Origin of the sequence: Thermaerobacter composti (assembly GCF_033582035.1) — a bacterium.
In the GTDB taxonomy this organism is placed as follows: domain Bacteria; phylum Bacillota; class Sulfobacillia; order Thermaerobacterales; family Thermaerobacteraceae; genus Thermaerobacter; species Thermaerobacter composti.
Genome location: NZ_CP132508.1, coordinates 1,588,680 through 1,606,636, shown reverse-complemented (window position 1 = coordinate 1,606,636; position 17,957 = coordinate 1,588,680). Strand labels below are relative to the sequence as shown.

At 75.8% G+C, this 17,957-nt stretch carries 14 protein-coding genes; 12 read left to right on the top strand and 2 right to left on the bottom strand.

What is annotated here, in order from left to right:
* Positions 1-88 precede the first annotated feature (88 nt).
* Together queG and Q5761_RS06545 are read left to right on the top strand one after the other, a co-directional pair.
* Complete coding sequence (gene queG / locus Q5761_RS06550) at positions 89-1,603, top strand: tRNA epoxyqueuosine(34) reductase QueG (protein WP_318749957.1); 1,515 nt, start codon at positions 89-91, stop codon at positions 1,601-1,603.
* Positions 1,604-2,036: 433 nt separating this feature from the next.
* Positions 2,037-2,579 (top strand): hypothetical protein, encoded by a 543-nt coding sequence (locus Q5761_RS06545; protein ID WP_243123319.1) that lies wholly within the window; start codon positions 2,037-2,039, stop codon positions 2,577-2,579.
* A 652-nt stretch (positions 2,580-3,231) separates the two neighbouring features.
* On the opposite strand, the gene thiI is transcribed toward Q5761_RS06545, so the two are convergent.
* Entirely contained in the window at positions 3,232-4,575 is a 1,344-nt protein-coding gene (gene thiI / locus Q5761_RS06540; RefSeq protein WP_318749956.1) for a tRNA uracil 4-sulfurtransferase ThiI, read from the bottom strand.
* A 301-nt stretch (positions 4,576-4,876) separates the two neighbouring features.
* Positions 4,877-6,076: a cysteine desulfurase family protein gene (locus tag Q5761_RS06535; RefSeq protein WP_135225539.1), complete on the bottom strand. Its 1,200-nt coding sequence runs from the start codon at positions 6,074-6,076 to the stop codon at positions 4,877-4,879.
* A gap of 484 nt (positions 6,077-6,560) precedes the next feature.
* On the opposite strand from Q5761_RS06535, the gene Q5761_RS06530 reads away from it, so the two are divergent.
* The 10 genes from Q5761_RS06530 (at position 6,561) to ccmA (ending at position 17,952) form a co-directional block, all read left to right on the top strand.
* Complete coding sequence (locus Q5761_RS06530; RefSeq protein ID WP_135225538.1) at positions 6,561-8,285, top strand: ABC transporter ATP-binding protein; 1,725 nt, start codon at positions 6,561-6,563, stop codon at positions 8,283-8,285.
* Positions 8,282-9,139 carry an energy-coupling factor transporter transmembrane component T family protein gene (locus tag Q5761_RS06525; RefSeq protein WP_167758910.1) on the top strand — a complete coding sequence of 286 codons (858 nt, stop codon included), beginning with the start codon at positions 8,282-8,284 and terminating at the stop codon, positions 9,137-9,139. The genes Q5761_RS06530 and Q5761_RS06525 overlap by 4 nt, the downstream gene beginning before the upstream one ends.
* Before the next feature lie 16 nt (positions 9,140-9,155).
* On the top strand, positions 9,156-9,977 hold the full coding sequence (locus Q5761_RS06520) for a QueT transporter family protein (RefSeq protein ID WP_135225537.1): 822 nt from the start codon (positions 9,156-9,158) through the stop codon (positions 9,975-9,977).
* Positions 9,978-10,152: 175 nt separating this feature from the next.
* Positions 10,153-10,743 (top strand): hypothetical protein, encoded by a 591-nt coding sequence (locus Q5761_RS06515; RefSeq protein ID WP_135225536.1) that lies wholly within the window; start codon positions 10,153-10,155, stop codon positions 10,741-10,743.
* A 40-nt stretch (positions 10,744-10,783) separates the two neighbouring features.
* Positions 10,784-11,308, top strand: a complete 525-nt coding sequence (locus Q5761_RS06510) for an IreB family regulatory phosphoprotein (protein ID WP_318749955.1) — start codon at positions 10,784-10,786, stop codon at positions 11,306-11,308.
* Positions 11,309-11,866: 558 nt separating this feature from the next.
* Positions 11,867-12,427: a stage V sporulation T C-terminal domain-containing protein gene (locus Q5761_RS06505; RefSeq protein ID WP_135225534.1), complete on the top strand. Its 561-nt coding sequence runs from the start codon at positions 11,867-11,869 to the stop codon at positions 12,425-12,427.
* A 486-nt stretch (positions 12,428-12,913) separates the two neighbouring features.
* A complete protein-coding gene (locus Q5761_RS06500; protein ID WP_318749954.1) occupies positions 12,914-14,290 on the top strand; it encodes a PKD domain-containing protein in 1,377 nt (458 codons plus the stop codon).
* A gap of 196 nt (positions 14,291-14,486) precedes the next feature.
* On the top strand, positions 14,487-14,891 hold the full coding sequence (locus Q5761_RS06495; RefSeq protein WP_318749953.1) for a cytochrome c maturation protein CcmE: 405 nt from the start codon (positions 14,487-14,489) through the stop codon (positions 14,889-14,891).
* 62 nt (positions 14,892-14,953) lie between these two features.
* A complete protein-coding gene (locus Q5761_RS06490; RefSeq protein ID WP_318749952.1) occupies positions 14,954-16,153 on the top strand; it encodes a hypothetical protein in 1,200 nt (399 codons plus the stop codon).
* Positions 16,150-17,952 carry a heme ABC exporter ATP-binding protein CcmA gene (ccmA, locus tag Q5761_RS06485; protein WP_318749951.1) on the top strand — a complete coding sequence of 601 codons (1,803 nt, stop codon included), beginning with the start codon at positions 16,150-16,152 and terminating at the stop codon, positions 17,950-17,952. Before Q5761_RS06490 ends, ccmA begins: the two co-directional genes overlap by 4 nt.
* The last annotated feature ends 5 nt before the right edge of the window (positions 17,953-17,957 follow it).

Here is a 17,957-nt window from a genome sequence, read left to right as displayed (position 1 = left end):
CGGCGACCCGGGTGGGTGGCCGCCCTTTTGTGCGCGACGGCTGGGGCGATCATGGACTTGCGATGGTCGTGGGGGGGGCCGGTGCACCGTGGCGGACGCGCAGGCCACCGCCCAGTCGAGGGCGGCGCTGAAGACGGCCCTGCTGGCGGAGGCTCGGCGCCTCGGCTTCGTGGCGGCGGGCGTCGCCGCCGCCGCGCCCCTGCTCGACCTCGAGGCCCTGTTGCGCTGGCGGCAGGAACGGGGCATGGCCACTCCCTGGGAAGACCCCGACCCCGCGCGCCGCGCCGATCCAGCCACGTTGCTCCCCGGGGCGCGCTCGGTGGTGGCGGTCGCCATGGCGTACGACCCGCCCGGCCGCCGGACGGCGTCACGTCCCGCGTCCGCCCAGGATCGTGCGGCCGGTGGCGGGGATCGTGCGGCCGGTGGCGGGACGGGACGCCGCCGCGACGGGCGGGCCGCGGGGGGATCACGGGATGGCGGGGACGGCGGTCCGCCCTTGCGCGGGTACGTGGCGGCGGCCGGCCGGACCCGCTCGTACCAGCACGTCATGCGTCAGCGGCTGGAGGCGCTGGGGCGCTGGCTCGAGGCCCGGGTCCCGGGGTGCCGCTGGGCGGTGCAGGTCGACACCGGACCCGTGGTCGACCGAGCCTGGGCGGAGCGGGCCGGCCTGGGCTGGGTGGGGAAGAACGCCTGCCTGATCGTGCCCGGCCGGGGTTCCTGGGTGTTCCTCGGCGAGTTGGTGACGGACGTCGCCTTGCCCCCCGATCAGCCCGTGGCCGACGCCTGTGGGGACTGCGACCTGTGCCTGCGGGCGTGCCCGACCCAGGCCTTCATCGGGCCGCGCCAGCTGGATCCGCGGCGGTGCGTCTCGTTCCTCAGCCAGAAACCGGGCATGCTGGCACCGGACGAACGGGCCGCCCTGGGCCAGAGCCTCTACGGTTGCGACGCCTGCCAGGTGGTCTGCCCCTACAATCGGTCTGCAGGCCCCGGTCACCCGGCGCTGCGGCCCGACGACACGGCACCGGCGGGAGGCGCGGGGAACGGGACGACCTCGGTCCCGGCCGCGCCGGTGCCGTCCGGCGCGCCGACCCAGGCGCGGACGGGAGGCGCCGGTGGTGGGCGGGCGCCGACAGCGGAGGCGGCCGCAGGCCCCGAGCTCGACGCCTCCCGTCGTGCCGGGGACCCGGCCCCGGACGATGGGCCGCCCGATGCGACGGGCCGGCCCGACCTGGTGGCGCTGCTGCGGATGGGGCGGGCGGAGTTCCGCCGGCGCTACCGCTCGCTGACCGGGGCGTGGCGCGGTCGCAAGACGTGGCAGCGGAATGCGCTGGTCGCCCTCGGGAATCGGGGACCGGCGGCCCGTTCGGCCGTGCCGGCCCTGGTCAGGGTGCTGCGGGACGATCCCCGGCCGGACCTGCGGGCCCTGGCGGCGTGGGCCCTGGGCCGGATCGGCGGCGAGTGCGCGCAGCGGGCACTGGCCGAGGCGCGAGCGCGCGAGGACGACCCCGCGGTGCGGGCGGCCATCGCCGATGCCCTGCGCCCGGCCCCGGGCGCAGGACGTGGTGGCGGCCGTGCCGAAGCCTATGGAGCGCAGGCCTTTTGACCGGAACCGGGCCGAGGGCATGCCCGGGTGGCCCCTGGGCCCCGGCGCGGGCGACGGGACGACCCGAGGGGCGACGCCCGCGGCGGCCGCCTCCACCGGCGGTTTTGGGGGCAGACCCCTCGGTCACCCTGCGCGCGGCCGGGCAGCCGCCGGGTCGGTCCCGCCGGCGGCGGGGCGGCCGCTGACGGCCTCCGCCCGGTGATGCCGGCCGGGGCTCGAAGGGAGCCCGGCCGGTCGAAAGAGGGGCGTCATGGCCGGGGGCGTCGTCGCCGGGGACCGCGGGGGCTGCGGGACCCGCGACGTCCGGGGCCCGGCGTCCGGCGCGGTGCCCGACGGGGCCGGCATGGATGCGGCGGATACCCGGGGGCATTGCCGGAACAGGTTATTTCCGACAGGGCACGGCCCGGGCGAGAGGGCCCGTGGGAAGGTGGTGATGACGGCCGTGCGGGTGTTCGTCAACAACCATCCGGTGGACGTCTATCCCGGCGCCAGCGTGCGCCATGCACTGCTCCGCTATTCTGAGACCGTCTACCAGGACGCGGTGGCCGGCAAGCTGGTGGTCACCGATCGGCATGGGAACCGGCTGGGCCTCGGGGGCGCCCTGGAAGAGGGGCTGCGGCTGACGGTGGAGGGTCCCGGCGGGTACCGCCCGGGGCCGGCCCGACCCGCCGCCACCCAGGAGGTGGCCGGGGGGCAGGTCGACGGGCGGCCGCCGGCGGCGTCCACCAACGGCCTGGTGCTCACGGAGGCCCGGCCCGGCGGCCGGGCCCCGGCCGGGGGCCCGGCCGCCGGGCCGGCGGGCGCCGCGGAGGCGGCGGCTGCCGCCAACGGGGTGCATCCCGCCGGCCGCGGCGACGGCCGGCGCCGTCGCCGCGGCCGGCGGCGGGGCCGGCGCGGCCGCCCGCGAGCCCACCCGGAGGTCGGCAAGGGCGGCCGCGCCACCGAGGCCGGCGGCTCGGCGAACGGCACGGGCTAGAAAGCCCGTCGCAGGAGGATGCCGCGAGGCGCGGGCCGATCCCCAGGCGCCGCTGTCGAGTCCCGAGGCGCCAAGGGCGGCAGGGACGGCGTGGCCACATCGTAGGGCCAGGCGTAGGGCGGGCGGGCCGGGGTCCAGCCGACCCCGGCCCGCCCGCCCTTCCCGCCCACCCAAGGTTCCGCCCGCCCTTCCCGCCTACGGTTCCGCCCGAACCCTGACCCTGACGCTGGCTCCCGCCGCCCTGGCCCTTGCCCCTGATCCTGTCCCAACCCCGACCCGCGTCTCGTCCGGCGTCCTGCCCTTGCCCCCGGTCCTGCCCCCACCCTGACCTTCTTCTCCTCCGTCGCCCTGTCCTGGCCCCCCTGCGCCCGCACCTGGTTGGTCCTGGCCGCGCCTTGTCCCTGGCGTGGCGCGTCCCTGTCCCTGCCCCTGCACGCTCCCCGCTGGTCGGGCCCAGTCCCCGCCCGAGATGGGCCCGCGGCGCGGGGGAAGGGGGTGGGCGGCGATGGCGCCGGTTCGGCCGAACCTGGATCCGTTCCCCGTCCGCGATCCCGCCCCGGATCCCTCGCTGCCCCCGTCCCGGTCCCTGCCCCGGCCCTGGGCTGCCCTGGCCCTGACTTGGCCAGCCCCAGACCCGTCCCAGCCCCCCCTGCTAGGCCAAGGCCCCGGCGGCCGGTTCGACCACCAGCCGCTCGCTGCGCTCCAACGCCTCCGCCAGAAGCGGCTCCCAGTCACGCACGGCCTCCGCGGCCTCCGCCTGCTCGGGACGGGGCCGCGTGGCCGGATGGGCCGGGACGAACAGCGTGCAGCAGTCCTCGTAGGGCAGGATCGAGATCTCGTACGTGCCGATGGCCCGCGCGCGGTCGACGATCTCCGCCTTGTCCATGCCGATCAGCGGGCGCAGGACCGGCAACGTGGTCACCGCCGCGATGGTGCGGATGCTCTCCAGGGTCTGGCTGGCCACCTGACCCAGGCTCTCGCCCGTCACCAGCGCCAGAGCCCGCTCGCGGGCGGCGATGCGCTCGGCGATGCGGAACATCATGCGGCGCATCAGGGTGATGGTCAACTCGGGCGGGCACTCCAGCTGGATGGCCCGCTGCACCTCGGTGAAGTGGACGACCCAGAGCGGCAGCGGGCCGCCCCACCGCGCCAGCACCCGGGTCACGTCGACCACCTTCTCCCGCGCCCGCTCGCTGGTGAACGGGGGGCTGTGGAAGTGGACGGGGATGACGGACAGGCCGCGCTTCATCGCCATCCAGACCGCCACCGGGCTGTCGATCCCGCCGGACAGGAGGGCGCACGCCCGACCCGTCACGCCCACCGGCAGACCCCCCGGGCCGGGGACCGACCGGGCGTAGACGTAGGCCCCATCGTGGCGGACCTCGACGTGGACGGTGATCTGGGGCCGCTGGACGTCCACCCGGAGCTCGGGGTGGGCAGCCAACAGGCGGCTCCCCAGTTCGCGGTTGATCTCGATGGACGTCAGGGGGAACCGCTTGTTGGACCGTCGCGCCTCGACCTTGAAGGTCACGGGGGCGTGGGCCGCTGCGGGGCCTCCCCCGGTGGCGGGGGCCGGGGCACCGCCCGCCGTCATGGACGCGGAGAGCGCGGCGGTGCCGCCTTCCCGATCGCCCGCGGCAAGCCCCGGTGGGCCTGCGGGACCGGGCGGGGTGCCGGCCCGCGTCGCGTCCGCCAGGGCGTCCTCCAGCACCCGTCGGGCGACTTCGCCGATGGCCTCCAGGTCCAGAGGCGCGCGCTCCGCCGGCGAGACGGCGACGACGCCGAACACCCGCTGCAGCGCCTCGAGCAGGGGCGCGGGATCGAGGTCGGCCGGCGGTTCGACCCAGACCCGTCCCGGCGTGCGGTAGACCGTTACCTCGGGCCACGGCGCCAGGGCGCGCCGGATCTGGCGCACCAGGGCCTGCTCGAACCGGGGCCGGTTGCGGCCCTTGAGACCGATCTCGCCGTACCGGATCAAAAGCACGCGCTGGTTCAAGGTCCGCCTCCTCACGGATTCGTCGTCTGCCCCCCCGGTCGCCCCGCCTCTCCGGGCGGCGAACCGGACCGGCGGCGCGCCCGCCGCGACGGCGCACCGGACGGCCCAGGCCGTCCCCGCCGCCCCCTCGCCGGCGGGCCGGACCCGGCAGGCGCAGCCCCGCGTGCAGCCGGCCCCGGGCCTGGCCCCGCGGCCCCGCCCGCTGCGGTCCCCGGCGGCGCCTTCCCCGGTCGCCTCCCGGCCGCCGAAGGACGGGGCCGGTGCCCCAGCACGCCGCGGGCCCCGGGGGCGTCGGGGACCGTCAGCGCCGGCCGCGGACGGCGGCCACGGCCCGGACCTCCGCCGCCGCCTCCTTCAGGGCGGCGACGAACCGTTCCACGTCCTCCTCCGTGGTCTCGCGGCTGAGGCTGATGCGCAGGGCGGAGTCCAGCCGCTCGGGGGGGAGTCCCAGCGCCTGCAGGACGTGACTGGGGGCCGTGCGCCGGGACGTGCACGCCGAGCCCGTCGAGACGTACACCCCCCGCTGCGCCAGGGCGTGGACCAGCACCTCGCCCCGTGCCCCCACCACGGAGAGGTTGACGATGTGGGGCGCGCCCTCGTCCGGATCGGGACCGTTGACGTACACGTCGGGGATCTCGGCCTGCACCCGCTGGACCAGCCGCAGCTTGAGCGCGTGCATCCGGCGGCTCAGCTCCGGCTGTTCGGCGAGGATCAGCCGCGCCGCCACGCCGAATCCCGCGATGCCGGGGACGTTGTGGGTCCCGGGGCGCAGGCCGCCCTCCTGCTCGCCGCCCACCAGCAGGGGCTGGATGCGGACGCCGCGCCGCACGTAGAGGGCACCCGTGCCCTTGGGACCATGGATCTTGTGGGCGCTGACGGTGACGAGGTCCACACCCCATGCCCTGGGCTTCACGGGCAGCTTGCCGAAGGCCTGGACCGCGTCGACGTGGACCAGCACGTCGGGCCGTCGGGCCCGCACCGCCCGGACGATGTCGGCGACGGGCTGGATCGACCCGATCTCGTTGTTGACCAGCATGATGCTGACCAGGACGGTGTCGTCGGCGACCGCCGCGGCGACCCGTTCCGGGTCCACGCGGCCCTGCCGGTCCACGGGCACGATGGTGACGCGATGGCCTTCCGCCTCCAGCCGGCGCGCCGTGCTCAGGATCGACGAGTGCTCGATGGCCGTGGTCACCAGGTGCCGCCCGCGGCGGGCGTAGGCGGCCAGGACGCCCCGCAGCGCCCAGTTGTTGGCCTCGGTGCCGCCGGAGGTGAAGTAGAGGTCGTCGGCGGGCACCTCCAGGGCCGCTGCCAGCACGGAGCGGGCCTCCTTGACCAGCCGCTCCGCCTCGAGGCCGGCGGTGTGGATCGACGCGGGGTTGCCGAACCGCTCCTGGAGGGCGGTGACGACGGCGTCGACCACCTCGGGCCGCGCCCGGGTGGTGGCGGCGTTGTCCAGGTACACGGGCCGACGGGCGTCCCCTTCGGTTGCGGTGGCCATGGGAACCCTCCTTGCCGCCAGGGCGGCACGACCTGGGCGCCCCCTGCCAGCAGTTGTATTATATCGACCCGCCTCCCGTGGGCCACGCCGCGCTCCTCGGGACGAACCGGCCGACCCGCCGGGGTCGGCCGGCCTCGACACCCGGCCGGGGTCCCCGGGCGGGGCGGGCCGGCCCCGTCGCGGCCTTCGGGGCCGCCGTTGACGGCGCGCAGGCCCCGCGCTATGCTCGGGTCCAAATCCACACTAACACGATCAAATTGGACACATTTCGCGGATGGGACGGCATCTCGCACTTGTGGAACGCAGGATCGAATATTATTTTGACAATTGTCTCAAAAAGTTCGGCATTTCTCCCGTTGACTCCCTTCACGGGAGGGTATTCATTCATAGATGGGGGCGATCGAGGGGCCGGCATCGCCGACCTCCCGGCGTCCCCAGGGATCCGCCGGACGACGCGGACGGCCGGACGGGGGCGGTCATCCGAATGGCGGCAGCCACCGCTCAGCTGCGGGGTGTGACGTTCACCTATCGGGGCCAGAGCCGGCCGGCGCTGGTCGACGTCGACCTCGGGTTGCGTCCCGGTGAGTTCACCGTCGTCCTCGGTGCCAGCGGCGCCGGCAAGTCCACCCTCTGCTACTGCCTCAACGGCCTGGTGCCCCACTTCTTCCGTGGCGAGATGCGCGGGGAGGTGCGGATCGACGGCGTCTCCACCCGTCGCCGGCGGGTCTGCGAGTGGGCGGAAGACGTCGGCTTCGTCTTCCAGGACTTCGAAGGACAGCTGTTCGCAACGAGTGTGGCCCTGGAAGTCGCCTTCGGACCCGAGAGCTTCTGCGTGCCGGCCGCGGAGCTCCGCCGGCGGGTGGCGGAAGCCCTGGAGGCGGTCGGGCTGGCCGGCTACGAGGACCGGGAGCCGGCGAGCCTGTCCGGCGGGCAGAAGCAGCGACTCGCCGTCGCGGCCGCCCTCGCCCTGCAGCCGCGGCTGCTGGTGATGGACGAACCCATCACGGACCTGGACCCGGTGGGCAAGCAGGAGGTGCTGGCCGTGGCGCGGCGCCTGCGGGCGGGCGACGTGACGGTGCTGGTGGCCGAACACGAGGTGGAGCAGGCGCTCACCGCCGATCGCGTCGTCGTGCTGCAGGAGGGGCGCGTGGTGGCCGACGGACCGCCCGACCAGGTGCTCACCCGGGCCGCGTGGCTCGAGGGGATGGGGGTGCAACCGCCGGGCGCCGCCGTCCTGCTGGAACGGCTCGGGCTGCGCCCCGAGCTGGACGAACGGGCCGCGGTGGAGGCGCTCACCGCGGCAGGCTGGTGCGTGGAGCCGGAGGCCCTGGAGCGTCTCCGGCAGCGGGACGCGGAGCGCGCCAGCCGCTACGGTCCCGTCATCCTCGAGGTGCGCGATCTCGAGCATCGCTACCCGGGCGGCCGCACGGCCCTGCGCGGCGTGAACCTCACCGTGCGGGCGGGGGAGTTCGTGGCCGTCGTCGGCCCCAATGGCAGCGGCAAGACCACCCTGGTCAAGCACCTGGCCGGTCTGTTGCGACCGACGGCCGGCGAGGTGCGGGTGGCCGGTTCGTCCGTCGCGCAGCGCAGCCTGCGGGAGCTCTCGCGCACGGTCGGCTACGTGTTCCAGAACCCCGATCACCAGCTCTTCGCGGAGACGGTCTTCGACGAGGTGGCCTTCGGGCTGCGCAACCAGGGACTGTCCGAGCGCGAGGTGCGGACGCGCGTGGCCGAGGCCCTGGCGGCCGTCGGGCTCGAGGGCCGCGAGGGCGACGACCCCTTCCGCATGACCCGCGGCGAGCGCCAGCGGGTGGCGGTGGCCTCGGTGTTGGCCCTGCGCCCGCCCGTCTTGATCCTGGACGAACCGACCACCGGCCTGGATCACCTGGAGCGGGAGCGGATGATGGACCTGGTCCAGCGCCTCAACGACGCCGGGCACACGGTGATCATGGTCACCCACGCCATGGACGTGGTGGCCCGCTACGCGCACCGCACGGTGGTGGTCCAGGACGGGCGCATCCTCCTGGACGGCCCGACCCGCGCGGTCCTCGCCCGGGAGGCGGAGCTGGGCCGCGCCGACCTGCGGCCCCCCCAGCTGGTGCGGATGGCCAACCGATTGGGCGTCCCCCTGCTGACGGTGGACGAGTGGATGCTCGCCCTGCGCCCGCGCGGCCCGCGGCCGGCCGCCCAGGAGGTGGGCAACCGGTGAGCCCGTACCTGTACGTGCCCGGCGACAGCCTGCTGCACCGGCTCGACCCGCGGACGAAGCTGCTGGCGCTGGTGGCCGTGTTGCTCGTGGCCGTGGCCGCGGCCAGCCCGGGTGTGCTGGCGGGCCTGCTCGTCCTGCTGCTGGGGCTCGCCGTGGCCTCGCGGACGGGGCCCGCCCTGCGGCGCGTGCGCTTCCTGGCCGTCACCGTGCTGCTCTTCCCGCCGGTCCTCTGGTCCCTCGTCGGCGTCGGCCGCGCGGACGGGTGGGGGGCCGGCGCGGGTGAGGCCGGGCTCTTCGGGTTGGCCGCCGGCCTCCGGCTCTGCAGCATGGTGATCGCGTCCGCCCTCTTCCTGGCGACGACCCGCAACGAGGAGCTGGTCGCCGGCCTGCTCCGTTGGGGTCTGCCGTACCCCTTCGCCTTCGCGCTGTCGGCGGCCCTGCGCCTGGTCCCCACCTTCGTGGCCTCCGCCGTGGCGGTCGCCGAGGCGCAGCGGGCCCGCGGCCACGACCTGGACGCCGGCAACCCGCTGCAGCGGATGCGCAAGCACCTCCCGCTGGTCGTGCCCTGCTGGCGGGTTCGCTGCGGTCGACCAACCAGCTCGCCATGGCCTTGGAGGCCCGCGGCTTCGGGGCGCGGCCGCGGCGCACCCAGTACCTGGAGCTGCGCTACCGCCCGGCCGACTGGGTCGGCACCGTCCTCTCGCTGGTGGCGATCCTGGCGGCGCTCTATGGGCTCGTCGGGGGCGGCAGTCCGCTGGACTGAGGGGCGCCCCCAAGACCGAGAGGGGCCGGGAACCGGCGGCGACCCAGCGGCCCAGCCCGTTCCCCGGCCGGAAGGAGGGCGATGGCGGTGAGGGAACTGGTCACCATGTGGCGGCACTCGCGGATGATCGCCTTGACGGCGCGGCGCTCTCCGCCGGCCTCTACGCGGCCGTGCTCATCCCCTTCAAGCCCTTCCCGCTGATCCCCGGCATCACCGAGATCCGGGTGGCCCAGGTGTTGCCGCCCGTCCTCTCGCTGCTCTTCGGCCCCGCGGCGGCGTGGGGGACCGCCGTGGGCAACCTGATCGGGGACATGGTGGGCGGCACCTTCGGTCCCGGCAGTCTGTTCGGGTTCGTCGGCAACTTCTTCCTCGGACTCATCCCGTGGGCCCTCTGGGGCTGGCTCGGCCCCCTCAGCAGCCGGGAAGAGCCCACCATGCGCAATCCCCGGCAGGTGGTGGAGTTCATCGTGCTGACCCTGATCAGCGCCATCGCCTGCGCCACGGTCATCGCCTGGGGCCTGGAGGTCCTCCGCCTCCTGCCCTTCGCGGTCCTGGGGAACGTGATCACCCTCAACAACTTCCTCTTCCCGGCGGTGCTGGGCCCGGTGCTGCTGCGCTTCCTCTACGAGCGCGTCAAGCGGTGGGGGCTGCTCTGGACGGACGTCCTGCCGGAGGAGGACCTGTCCCGGGGGCGGGGCTTCCTCGGGGCCGCGCTCGCCGTCGTCGGCGCGCTGGGCGCCTTCGTCGTGGGGAATGCCGTCTCCCTCGGCGTGCTGGACGTGCCGGCCTTTGGCGCCGGCGCCGCCAGCGCGGGGGACCCGCGGCTCGTCGGCAACCCCCTGCTGCTGTGGGGCTGCGCGCCCTTCCTCGTGCTGCTGGCGCTGCTCCCCCTCGCCGGGAGGCCCTGGCGGCCCCCGGCGGGCCGTTGACGCGCGGGTCCCGGGAGGGCACGGGGTCCACGGCCCGCGGCGCGGCCTGCCGCTTCCAGGCCTAGCTGCCCCCATCCGCGCTGATCTATTATAGTTGGTTGATGGAGCCCGGGGCGGGGCGCCGCCCGGGGCTTCGTGCCTTGGGGAGTCGCCAACTCGGGAAGGGGCACCGCCGATGTTGCGCTACGAGGATTTGTGCGACGTGCTGTTCGACGCGGCGGAGGCGGCCGGTCTCGAGATCCGGCGCGTCGAGCATCACGTGGAGACGCAGACCATGGACCGCCACTGCCTTTTCGTGTGCGTCCCCGAAGGGGACGAGCCGCCGCACCGGGTCCGGGCGGAGATCAGCTTCACCTGGGACTCGGTGCTGACGGCGGAGACGGTCTACGGGGGCAGTTGCGGGCTGTATCATGCAGAGGAGGACGACTGCACCCACAAGGAGACGGAGCCGGACCTGACGGTCGACGTCGAGATCCGCTACGTGTTCGACGTGCCGTCGGCCGAGCAGGTCCCGCCGCTGGCCAACTCGATCAAGCAGATCCTGTTCGAGAACATCGAGCACGACAACATCCCGGAGGTCAAGTTCGTCATCTCCGTGCTGCCCGACGGCCGGGTGGCGGTGCACGAGGCGTACGCCGTCTACGTGTGGCAGGTCGACTGCAGCGACGAACCCGACGTGGAGCCGATGTTCGCGGAGGTCCACAAGATCATGGACGCGCTGATCGCCTCCGGGTACTTCCCCAAGTCGGGCGAGATGCTGCTCTGACCCTCGGGGACGCGGAGGAACCGGCGGGAGGCGTGCCGTGATGAAGCGCGACGAGGGCGGCTGCCAGGCCGCCCCGGGCCGGGGCGACGGGTCCGGTCGACCGGCCGCCGACGGTGCCGGCGGCGCTCCGGGCGCCGGCGGGCAAGGGCCCGGTCGCGGGGGTGAGGGCGCCGACCAGCACGCGGCGGCGCGTGAGCCGTGGGGCCCGGGGTCGACGGCGCGGAGCCCGTTGGAGACGCGGCCGCCGGGGCACCGGTCGCGCGACCTGGACGCCGCCCATCCGCCGACGCCGGTGGAGGGGACCCGGCAGCTGCCGGTCCTGCCCCTGGCCGCCGCGGCGGAGCTGGACGCGGAGGAGCGGCGGATCCTCGAGGCGATCCTGGCCGCGCTTCGCGAACGGGGCTACGACCCGGCGCGCCAGTTGGCCCACTTCCTGGTGACGGGCGAGCCGGCCTACATCACCGCCCATCGCGGGGCGCGGGTCCTGGCCCAGCGGCTCGACCGCATCCGCGTGGTCGAGGCGCTGGTCCGAGCCTACCTGGGGCCCGCCGCGGCCGTCGACTGAGGGGCAGCCGGCGGCCACCGGGCCGCCCACGGCGGCCCGCGGCGCGCGGGCGGACCGCCGCCCGTGCCAGCAGTTTCCGGTTTGGCGTCCGACCCGCCGGGACAACGTATGGACGGCGAGGGTCACGGGTTCCCATCCCAACGGGTGCCGAGGCGCTCGTGACCCCGCCCAGGGGAGGCGGCTCCGCCGCCTCCTCTGCATTTGGTGCACCGCCTACCATCCCTGGTGGCTCGAATAGGCGCCGCGCGCGCCACTGCATACTAACGGCACCGGTGCCGGCTCCCCTTCGCGGGTGCCCGGACCGCCGTTCGCGCAGGGCACCGGTCCCGGCCGGTCGCCGGGTTCCTGGGACGTCGCGCGCCGCCGCAGGATGCACCGCCGGTGTGCGCTGCCGCCGGATGGGCCGCCGGCGGGACGCCGGCGCGACGGGCGGGTGCGGACCGGCTGGCGCGACCATGGTGGAACTGCCACGGTTGCACGGGATGCGCCGCGGACGCGCAACGCGGACCGGGCCCCCGGCCGGGGTCGTCCACACCACGGGGCAGAAGAGGTGACGTCATGAAGGCCACTGGGGTGGTGCGGCGCATCGACGACCTGGGGCGGATCGTCATCCCCATCGAGATCCGCCGCAGCATGAACATCCGCGATGGGGACCCCCTGGAGATCTTCGTCGACAAGGGCGGCGAGGTCATCCTCAAGAAGTACTCGGCCATCGCCGATCTCGAGGACATGGTCCGCGGCATCGCCGAATCCCTGGCCGAGGCCTCGGGTCTGATCGCCATGGTGACTGACCGCGACCAGGTGGTGACCGTGGCCGGCGCCCCGCCCAAGGAGTTCGTGGGCAAGCCCATCGGATCGGTGGTCTACCAGGCCATGGATCAGCGGCAGATCCTGCACTTCACCGCCGACCGGCACCGGCACCCGGGCCCCTTGGTGGGCGCCGACGACGACAAGCCCTGTCCCTTCGCCAGCGAGGTCATCGCCCCCATCGTGGTGGGCGGCGACCCCGTGGGGACGGTGATCATCGCCTCGCGGGAGGCGGGGCGGGACACCGGCACCCTGGAGCTCAAGCTGGCGGAGACGGCGGCCGGGTTCGTCGCCCGCCATCTCGAGGAGTGAACGACCTCTCGCCATCCCCTCCGGACCGCGATCCCCTCGCCCCTCCCCCGCCGGCGGTGAGGGGATCGCCGCTCCCGCAAGGCGCCTGCGACCTGTTCTCAACCCCTGCCTGCGCAGCCCCAAGCGATGCCCGCGACTCGCCGGAGGGAGCGCCGGCGATCCCGGCGAGCACCCCCCGGCGGCTTCGGCGGCGCCGGGCCTCCGGCGAGGACCCCGAGGACGGCCCTCCGGGATCGATCTATAGACTGGATATTCCATTTCATGGATTGTATCTGGTATGATTTGGGTCGACCGATGCGGGACGGGTGCCGCGGGGGTGGGCCGACCCCCAGGGCCACCCCTCCCGCGGGAGCCGACCCGGGGGTGGTGGGGATGCGCACCGCGGGCGCGGACCCCGCGCGAGGCGTTGCCAGGCTCCGCGTCCTGGCCATGATCGCCGGCCTCGCCGGCCTCCTCGACCTCGGCGGTCCGCGGGCAGGGCCGACCATGTCCGCGGTGGTCGCGGCCGGCGCGGTCCCGGCCCTGGCTGCCGGGGGCACCGGGGAGCGCACCGCCGTCGACGCGACCGCCGCGGGGTTCGCGGTGCCGGCTGGACAGCGGACGGCGGTGTCGACGACCGGTCGTTGGCGCCTGGAGATCGGGACGGTTGGGGGAGAGCCGCCGGCGGCCGCCTGGGCCGCCGGCCGCGACGCCGCCGGCAACTGGTACCGGCTGCCCGGGCGCCGGGAGGGTTCGCTGTGGGTCTTCACCGTTCCGGCCGATCCGCCGTTGACGGAGGTGCGCTTCGGCGGCGAGGGAGGCGATGCCGGACCCATCGGCCAACCGGACGAACCCGCCGCGGGGCGGCCTGCCGGCGAGGCCGGTGGCGACACCACCGCCTCCAACCCGGGGGCCCTGACGTGGCGCGTCGTGTGGGAAGACGGCGACGCAGCGGGGCCACCGGCCGGCGGGGTCCCCGTAGGCCGCGGGCTCCCGCCACCGCCCAACTGGGTGCCGGGCGCGGACCCGTTGGGGGACGAGCCGGGGGCGGCGCTCGGAGGGTTGCTGCAGCCACCCGACGCGGTGGAGCGTCCGCGGTGGAGCCCGCCCGCGCCGGACGGCGCGGGGCGCGGCGGGCGGGGGGGCGGGAACGCCGCACGCTCGCGGCGCGAGCCGCCGCCGCTGCCCTCGGCGACCCACGGGGTCGTCCAGTTGCCCCCGGGGATCCCGGCCATCGAGGTGACGTTGCCGACCCGTCGCACCACCCACTGGCAGCCCCTCGAGCGCGGGCACGTCCTCTGGCGGTGGGACTTCGGCGACGGGACGCAGTGGGTCGACCCGAACCCGAACCACGCCATCGTCCAGCAACCCCATCGCTTCCCCGGCGCCGGGAGCTACGCGGTGGAGGCCATCTCCTACGACGGGACGGGGCGTCCCCTGATCCGCTACCGTTGGCACGTGACGGTGCCACCCGCCGACGCCGCCGCCCGGGCCGTGGGGGCGGCGATCCCCGGCCTGGCCGACGACGCGGTCCTGGCCGCCGCCCAGGAGCTGGCGCGGTGGCGGCTCTTCCCGGCGGCCGCTCCCGAGGCGCCGCGGGTCCAGCTGGCGCTGGAGGGTCCCCGCCGCTGGGTGGTCGGGCGGCCGGCGACCTATCGTCTCCGCGCCGAGATCCAGAACCCGCCCTTCACGGAACGGGTGGAGGTGGACTACGATCCGGGGCCCGTCTTCTCCGTGCGCTGGCGGCGACCGGGCACCTTCGCCGTGGACGGCGCCGTCCGGGTCCGGGTCCACTACCGGATCCACGGCCGGGCCCTGGCCCTGAGCCATGTCTACCGCGTGACCGAGACCGTCCAGGTCCACGCCCTGCACCTGGAGGAATGAGGGCGCCGGGGACGGTCGTGAACGGGTACGGGGCGCCGAGACCGCGTCCGACACGGCCCCAGCTGGCCGCAAGGCTGCGCTCCCGGGACGCCCGGACCAAGCCGGCGGCTCGGGTGACCGACCGGTTGTTTCGCAGACGGCGGCTGGGGCTATAATCGGGTGGCCGTGGCAAGACCTGTCGAGGGCGGTGACGGCGGTGTCCGCGCGCGTGAAGGTGGGGCTGGCCGTGCTGGTGGTCCTGGCCGGCATCGCCTACCTCTCGCTAATGGGCTTTCAGAGCGCGAAGACGTACTACCTGTCCGTCGATCAAGCCCTGGGGCGCGCCGACCAGCTGGAGGGGCGGTTCGTCCGGGTGCACGGCCGGGTCGCACCCGGTACGGTGGCCTGGTCCGTCCACGACGTCACCCTGGCCTTCGCGATGGCCGGCGACTCGGGCCGTCCGCTCCCCGTGGTCTACAAGGGCGTCAAGCCGGATCTCCTGCAGGACGGCGTCGACGTGGTGGTCGAGGGACGCCTCGAGGGGGACACGCTGGTGGCCGATCGCGTCATGGTGATGTGCCCGTCCAAGTACGAGGCGGCGCGTGCCGAGGCGGCCCGATGACCGGCGGGATCGGGGTTCGCCCTGCTCCCCCCTGGGGCCGCGGGGCACCGGGCGGGCGGGGGATGGGACGGCGCAGCCGGCCGCGGGACGCCGCCGGCCGCCGGTGGCAGCGGGCGCTGGCGGCGGTGGTCCTCGGCGCGTGCATCCTGGCGGGGTCGCCGGCCCCCGCCGGGGCCCAGGGGTCGGACGGCGGGGCGGCGCCATGGGAGCGGATCACCCTGGTGCTGCGGCCCGACCCGGAGGGGCGGGGGATGGCCGTCTTGTTCCTCGCCCGGTGGCGCGGAGGCGCGGAGGGCGGCCATGCGGCGGGCGGCAGCGGCGGAGGTCCCACCGCCGGCACGGGCTCCGGGACGTCGTCCCGCCCGTCGGCGCCACCGACCGCGCCGGGACCGCGCATCCTGCCGGCAATCGCTGGAGGCCAGCCCGCGGAGCCGTTGCCGGAGGGCCTCCGGTGGGAGGACGGCCGCCTCGTCGATCCGGCGCCGTCCCGCCGCGAGGGAGCGCGGGACTATGCCTACGTCCTCTTGGCGGACCCGGAGGGCACCCCGGGCCACCTGGAGCTGGTGTTGCCTGCGCCCGTCGAGCGGCTGGTGGTCCTGACGGTGGCGGATCAGCTGGAGGTCCGGGGTGAGGGCATGCGCCCGGCGGGCACCGTGGCGGGGGATGCGGTGGGCCTGCCCGGCATGGACCTGGCGGCCTTCGCCGCCGGGCCGCTCCCCGCGGGGGGCTACCGGCTGACCCTTGCCCCCCCGGGCGCGGCGGCGCCAGGGGGCGGCGGGCCTCCCGGCCTTCGCCCGGCGCCCGGTCCCGGCCGGCAGGTTGCCCCTTGGGCGCTAGGGTTCGGGGCCGTGCTGCTGGCCGCCGGGGGGGTCGCCGCGGTCCGTTGGATGCGGAGCCCCGGCCGGTGGGAGCGCCGGCGCCGGGCCCTGATCCAGGCCATCGTGGAGCTGGACCGTGCCCATGCCCAGGGCGAGATCCCGACCGGTGCGTACGAGGCGGAGCGGCGCCGGCTGGTGGCGGCGGCGGTGGTCGCCACCCGGCGCTGGTGGGCGGCATCGGGACGGGGCGCGGCGGACCGTTCGGCCGCGGAAGGGGGCGGCCCCCGCGCGGACCGGTGGACGGAGGTGCGGCGCCCGGCGGAGGGTCGGGCGTCGGCCGCGGCCCATGGCGCCGGCGGCGGCCGCTCCGCCGGGGGGCCGACCGCCGTCCTCGACCGCCGGGACGATGCGCGAGGGGACGCACGGGAGGTGACCCCGGGGTGAGGTCGCCGTCGCCTGCGGCCCAGCTGGCGGCCCGGGGGCGGCGGGTCGGTCGGGCGGGCGGGCGCCTCGGCGAGCCGGCTCGAGCTCTGGTGCCCGCCGGGAGCGCCGCGGAGGGGGCTTCCCGTGGCGGTGCCCTGGAGCTGCGGGGACTCGCGCGGCGGTTCGGGGAGCAGGTGGTCTTCCGCGACGTGAGCTGGCGGGTGGGCCCCGGCGAGATCGGCGTGGTGATGGGGCCGAACGGCTCCGGCAAGACCACCCTCCTCCGGGTGGTGGCCGGTCTGCTCCTGCCCGACGGCGGGGAGGTGTGGGTGGCCGGACGCGCCGCATCCCCGTCGGCCCCGGCGGGGCGGCACCTGATCGGGTACGTGGGGCACCGCCCCCTGAGCCATCCCGACCTGTCGGCCCTGGAGAACCTGGTCTTCTTCGGACGGCTGTACGGCATCGAGGCCGCCGCCGCCCGGCGGCGGGCGGCGGCCCTGCTGGAGCGGCTGGGGCTCGACGCGGTCGCCCATCGGCCGGCGGGGTGGCTCTCCCGGGGGCTGGCCCAGCGCCTGGAGGTGGCCCGGTGCCTGATGCACCGGCCGATCCTCTGGTTGTGGGACGAGCCCTTCACCGGCCTGGACGCCGGCGCGGCCCGCCTCTTGGAGGGGTTGCTGCAGGAGCACCGCGCGTCGGGCGGGACCGCCGTGGTCGTCCTCCACGACGTGGACCGCGCCGCCCGCCTGGCCGATCGGGTCTTGCTGCTGGGCGGCGGCCGCGGCCGAGCGGCCGCGGCGACGTCGGTGGACTGGTCGGCGCTGGAGGGGTGGCTGGAGGCAGGGGGGGCGTCGGCGGACGTCGGCCCGGAAGGGGGCTCGAGGGCGGGCGGTGCCGCCGAAGGGCCGCCACCCTGCCGCCGGGCGCGCGGCCAGGCCGACGAGATCGGGGGAAGGGCGGCGGCCGCGGGTGCGGAGGTCGACGAGCCGGTCGCCGCGGGGGACCCCGCCGCCCCAGAGGCGGGGGGTAGGGGGGCGGCGCGGGCGGCCCGGCGCCCGGGTGGACCGGTCCCTCCCGCCGGGTCGCGGGCGGATCCGGCCCCCGCGGAAGGGCCAGGGCCCGTCCCGGGGGTCCCGTGGCCTTCGGTGCGAGCCGCGTGGGGCGCCGTGGCGGCCCTGATGGGCCGCGACTGGCGCCAGGAGTGGCGGCGCCGGGAGGGCCTGCTCGGGCTGGCGACCTTCGTCCTGCTGGTGGGCCTGTCCCTGGCCTTCGCCCTCGATCCCAACCGCAACCGGCTGTCGCCCCTCATGGGGGGCCTGTTGTGGGTGGCCTTCTACTTCGCCGCGGTGCTGCTGTTCGGCCGCAGCTTCGCCCAGGAGGCCGACCGCGGCACGCTGGAGGGGTTGCTGCTGGCGCCGGTGGACCGCAGCCTGCTCTACCTGGCCCGGGTCGCCTCCCAGGGGGCGCAGCTGCTGCTCTTGGAGCTGGCGCTGGTGCCCGTCGTCCTCGCCTGGCTGGGGTACCAGGGGGCGCCCCACTGGGCCGGGTTCGTCCTGGCCATGGGGCTGGGGACGGCGGGCTTGGCGGCCGTCGGCACGCTCCTGGGTGCGTTGACCGCCTCGGTGCGGGGGCGCGAGGCGCTGCTGCCGGTGCTGCTCTTCCCCCTGACCGCCCCGGTGCTCCTGGGGGCGGTCCAGGCGGCCGGGGCGGCCCTGGCGGGGTCTCCCGAACAGGCGGCCCTTTGGTTTCGAGGGCTGGCGGTGTATGATACCATGTTCCTGGTCGCCGGCGCCCTGCTGTTCGACTATGTGGTAGCCCGCTAGGAGGC